At 44.7% G+C, this 5,299-nt stretch carries 3 protein-coding genes and 1 pseudogene; 2 read left to right on the top strand and 2 right to left on the bottom strand.

From position 1 onward, the window contains the following. Positions 1-130 precede the first annotated feature (130 nt). Positions 131-3,685: an AAA-like domain-containing protein gene (locus F6K38_RS28970; RefSeq protein WP_287358520.1), complete on the top strand. Its 3,555-nt coding sequence runs from the start codon at positions 131-133 to the stop codon at positions 3,683-3,685. Between the two features lie 279 nt (positions 3,686-3,964). Next, positions 3,965-4,141: a hypothetical protein gene (locus tag F6K38_RS28965; RefSeq protein ID WP_165691853.1), complete on the top strand. Its 177-nt coding sequence runs from the start codon at positions 3,965-3,967 to the stop codon at positions 4,139-4,141. 344 nt (positions 4,142-4,485) lie between these two features. Here F6K38_RS28965 and F6K38_RS28960 read toward each other — a convergent pair whose 3' ends face one another. Beyond that, the gene (locus F6K38_RS28960) at positions 4,486-4,740 is read right to left on the bottom strand and encodes a hypothetical protein (protein ID WP_008184674.1); all 255 of its coding nucleotides are present in this window, start codon (positions 4,738-4,740) and stop codon (positions 4,486-4,488) included. 307 nt (positions 4,741-5,047) lie between these two features. Further along, a pseudogene (locus F6K38_RS28955) lies at positions 5,048-5,299 on the bottom strand (hypothetical protein); the annotation flags it as partial.

The following is a 5,299-nucleotide window of genomic DNA, read 5'->3' as shown; positions in this document are numbered from 1 at the left end:
ATAGCTGAAAGCTGATAGCTGAAAGCTGATAGCTGAAAGCTGATAGCTGAAAGCTGATAGCTGATAGCTTAGCTCCCTACTCCCTAAAACCCAGAATAAAAATAGCTCACCCAATTCAAAACTGCTACACATGGACACCTACGAATATCAAGTCGGTGGTAGTTTAAAATTAAATGCCCCTAGTTATGTAGAGCGTCGAGCTGATGCTGAACTTTATAATGCCTTAATTAGGGGTGAGTTTTGTTATGTGTTCAACTCCCGACAGATGGGTAAGTCTAGCTTGCGCTTACGGATCAAGCATCGACTGCAACAGGCTGGTTTTAGCTGCGCTTCTATTGATATGACGCGCATTGGTAGCGAAACTATTACTCCCCAGCAGTGGTATAAGGGATTAGTAGTTGAGTTATTAAGGAATTTCAAACTTTACCGGAAGGTTAATTTAAAAACTTGGTGGCGTGAGCACGATGATTTATCGGAAATCCAGCGATTGAGTCAGGTGATCGAAGAGATTTTGTTAGTTAACCTCAAAAGCGAAAAGATTTTTATTTTTATCGATGAAATCGATAGCGTGATTAGCCTCAATTTCCCGACCGATGATTTTTTTGCTCTGATTCGATCCTGCTATAACCAGCGAGCAGAAAATCCAGACTACAATCGCCTCACCTTTGCTTTATTTGGAGTCGCCACCCCTTCGGATTTAATTTCCCAGATAAAACGAACTCCTTTTAATATTGGTAAAGCTATTGATTTGCATGGTTTTACCCTAGAAGAAGCTCAACCATTAGCATCAGGATTAGTAGGATTAGTAGAGAATCATCAAACTATTCTCAAAGAGATATTGGCTTGGACAGGAGGACAACCATTTCTGACTCAAAAGCTGTGCTATCTGGTGCAGATATCGAATCAAAAGGCAATTAGTGGCTCTCTGACGATTCCCCCTGGTACGGAAGGATTTTGGTTAGAGCAGCTTGTGCGTAAGGAAATTATTGAAAACTGGGAAGCCAATGATCAACCGGAGCATTTACGAACCCTACGGGAACGCATTCTCAGAAATGAACAAGGCTCTAGTCGGTTATTAGCCCTTTATCAGGAAATCTTACAACAGGGAGAAATTGCTGCAGATGATACTCCTGAACAAATAGAATTACGGCTAAGTGGGTTAGTTGTCAAGGAGCCTGGTCAGGATAACAAAACTTCCCCAGTATTAAGGGTTTATAATCCCATCTACCAGTCTATTTTTAATCAGGATTGGGTTGAGCAAAAATTAGGGAATCTGCGACCTTATAATCAAGCCCTAAACGCTTGGTTAGCCTCCAACCGTGAAGATAATTCTCGGCTGTTGCGAGGACAAGCTTTAGCAGAAGCCTTAAACTGGAAAGCGGGCAAACGGTTGAGTATAGTAGATGATGAATTCTTAGCTGCTTGTCAAGAATTAAGCTGGGTTGAACAGCAACGGTATTTAGAAGCAGAACGGGCTAAGGAAGCAGAAGCAAGATTAGCAGAACAGAAAAAAAGTGCCAGACGACTCAAGTTCTTGCTAATGGCAGTGGGCACAGCATTGATGGTTTCCACAGGGTTAGGGGTGACCACTTACCTCGGATATAGACGCTCAGCTATTAGCGAAATGAATGCGATCGCAAAATCCTCAGCAGCGCTCTTTGCCTCCAATCAACAATTGGACGCCCTAGTAGAAGCGATCAGAGCCAAGGAACGATTGAAAAGCTTTGGTAACGCAGACCCCACTACGGAAACTCAAGTAGAATCGGTGCTAAGACAGGCAGTTTATGGGACTGTTGAATATAATCGCTTAGTAAAGCATAGTAATCAGGTTTGGGCAGTTGCCATTAACCAGGATGCTAATCTAATCGCTACCGCTAGTTACGATAAGACCATCAAACTCTGGACACTGGATGGTAAACTACTATCTACTCTCAACGGTCATCAAGCTGGAGTTTACGACATTGCCATTAGCCTAGACGGCAATCTGATTGCTTCCGCTAGTGACGACAAAACCGTCAAACTCTGGAAACGGGATAGTCAGGGAACGTTTCAACCCCGACCCTATAAAACCCTCAACGGCCATCAAGCTGGCGTTTATGGTGTTGCCATTAGCCCCGACAGCCAGATGATTGCTTCAGGGTCTGGAGACAAAACCGTTAAGCTCTGGAAAGCTGACGGTACCTTGATTACTACTCTTAAAGACCATAGCGCTACTGTTTATGGAGTGGCCATTAGCCCAGATGGTCAAACCATTGCGTCAGCGTCAGGGGACAAAACCGTTAAACTTTGGGGCTATAATGGGAAATTACTAAGGACGTTTCAGGGGCATAATGACCGCGTTTACAACGTTGCCATCAGCCCAGATGGTCAAACCATTGCGTCAGCGTCAGGGGATAAAACCGTTAGACTTTGGGGTACTGATGGCACTTTACTAAACACCCTTCAGGGCCATAGCGATCGCGTTTACAACCTTGCGATCAGCCCAGATGGTAAAACCATTGCGTCCGCGAGTTGGGACGGAACCGTTAACCAGTGGAGTTGGGAAGGCACATTACTCACTACCCTCAGAGGACATCAAGATTTAGTGTACGGTGTGGCCATTAGCCCAGACGAAAAAACTATTGCATCCGCGAGTTGGGATGGAACGGTCAGGCTCTGGAAACCCGATGGCATCATCCTCACCAGGCTCAGGGGGCATAGTGATTTAGTTTGGGCAGTGGCCATTAGCCCAGACGGAAAAACCATTGCATCGGCGAGTTGGGATCACACAGTCAAACTGTGGAATAAAGACGGTAGCCTACAAACAACCCTAACTGGCCATAGTGCTAGAGTTTCCGGAATAGCGATTAGCCCAGATGGTGAGATGATTGCCTCCGCTAGTGCCGATAACACCATCAAGCTCTGGCACAGAAACGGTAGCTTGCTAAAAACTTTAACAAATCATACCAGCGCCGTTTTAGCAGTAGTCTTCAGCTCCGACGGTGAGATGATTGCCTCTGCTAGTGCCGATAACACCATTAAGCTCTGGAAACAGGACGGTACCTTAATTAATACCCTCAAGGGCCATAGCGATCGCATTGATGGAGTAGCCTTCAGCAAGCGATGCAGCGCGGTCTTGGGGGTTTCCCCCATGAGCGACTGCATCAAGAAAGACGGGACTCTAATTGCTTCCGCCAGTTGGGATAAAACTGTCAAGCTTTGGAAGCCAGACGGAACCTTGATTACTACCCTGAAAGGACACCATGACCGGGTTTACAGCGTTGCCATCAGTCCCGACGGTGAAACCATTGCGTCAGCGAGTTGGGACAAAACCATTAAACTCTGGAAGCGCGATGGTACCTTGATTACTACCCTCAACGGTCATCAAGCAGGGGTATTAGCAGTAGTGTTTAGCCCTGACGGTAACAGAATTGCTAGCGCTAGTTATGACAAAACCGTCAAACTCTGGAAGCAGGATGGAACCCTTTTAACTACCCTGAAAGGACATAGCGATGGCGTCTTAGCCGTAGTTTTCAGCCCAAATGGTGAGATGCTCGCCTCCGCTAGTGGAGACAACACTGTTATTATATGGGATTTAGATCAAGTCCTCGATTTAGATCAGTTACTAATCTATGGTTGCAATTGGATACAAGATTATTTGAACACTAACTCGGAGGTTAATGATGTTTGTCACCCTTTTGAATAGGCAATAGGCATGCTAGCAATAGGCAAGAGTAGATGTAGGGTGGGCAGTGCAACAGACCGATTGATCTGGCTTGGATTTTGCGTAGGTATGCACTGCCCACCAAGAATTAATTACAATCGAACAATTGTTGTTAACTGATACTCAATGGGATTCGGCTTCGCCGACCCGATGGGAACTCATTCAACATTTTCACTAATCATACTAACCGGTTTGATTCTTGTTTGACCCGGTGGTGCGTTACACCGACCGGCTGTAGCAATGCTGAGGACGAGGCAGAAAATGAGGGTGAGCCCGTCTTATCACGCACCCTACGCAACTTTCAACCGAACAACCTTCAACCTTAAACCGAACAACCTTCAACCGAACAACCTTCAACCTTCAACCTTCAACCGAACAACCTTCAACCTTCAACCGAACAACCTTCAACCGAACAACTTTCAACCCCCAAAAAAATAGCCGCAGAAATACTTTCCACGGCTAGAATTTATCTTTATGACTCAACTTTGTAAACCAAACCAGACAACATAATCCGATATGATTAGACCGTAAGCATATGCGCTACGCGCACGCTACGGGAACAGCTATCAGTTATCAGCTTTCAGTTATCAGCTATCAGTTATCAGCTTATGCGCTACGCCAACAGCTTTTGAATAAAACAGGTAACTATTTGTTTAATCTGAGTTATGTCTGCTGACCGCTGACTGCTGACCGCTGACTGCTGACCGCTGACCGCTGACCGCTGACTACTGACTTCAGACCCGATTTTTTTGCCAAGGGGGTAAAACCCCCCATAAGTTAGTTTAACCGATAATTAAGTACTTCGTCATTATCGTAATGAATTCCCCTGGGATCCCAGTGGGCTGAAGGGGGCTCCACTCCGAGATTTCCGCGTAACGCAGTGCATAAAGGGCATACATGGTATTGAGTATTGCCTTACGTGACCCTTTCAAAATGTGCTTAACTGGGTATTTTTTTGGAGAAGGTTCCTGAGGAGTATTACCGGGAGTAGTCTCTTCAGGATTGTTGTTTTCGTTTGGTACAAAGTCTTCAGTCATAATTAAACTCGTGTTTGAAGTTTACAACTATAATCATAACGATTATAGTTAAAATTGTCAAGGAATTTTAGAATTTTTTTTCTGAAGGGGTATTGAAAGAAAATGTACGGAAAAGAAATAGAATTTAGAATTTAGAATTTAGAATTGGGAATTGGGAATTGGGAATCGGGAACAGTTGCGTAGGGTGCGTTAGGGGCGGACTTGCCCTAATTGTTTGCTCAAGCGCCAGCCTTGGTATAGTCCGCCCCGTAACGCACCACCAGGTCAAACAGCAAAAGAATCGTAGGGTGGGCATTGCCGATAAATATCATGATTGAACGGCGATTAATGAAATGGGCAATGCCCACCAATACCCAATCATAATCGGGAATCGGGAATCGGGAATCGGGAATCGGGAATCGGGAATCGGGAATCGGGAATCGGGAATGCCTTCGCTTAGCGTGACATGCAGATCAATCGCATTTTTATTGGAAGTTAATTTACTGATATCATCGGCAACAGTAAGAAAAAAAAATGAAATATATAATAGAAAATGTGATAGGTATATAAAATGAATTGT

It is taken from the genome of Moorena sp. SIO3B2, assembly GCF_010692525.1.
GTDB classification, from domain to species: domain Bacteria; phylum Cyanobacteriota; class Cyanobacteriia; order Cyanobacteriales; family Coleofasciculaceae; genus Moorena; species Moorena producens.
The sequence above is the reverse complement of the archived record's forward strand: the minus strand, read 5'-3'. Positions and strand labels throughout refer to the sequence as shown.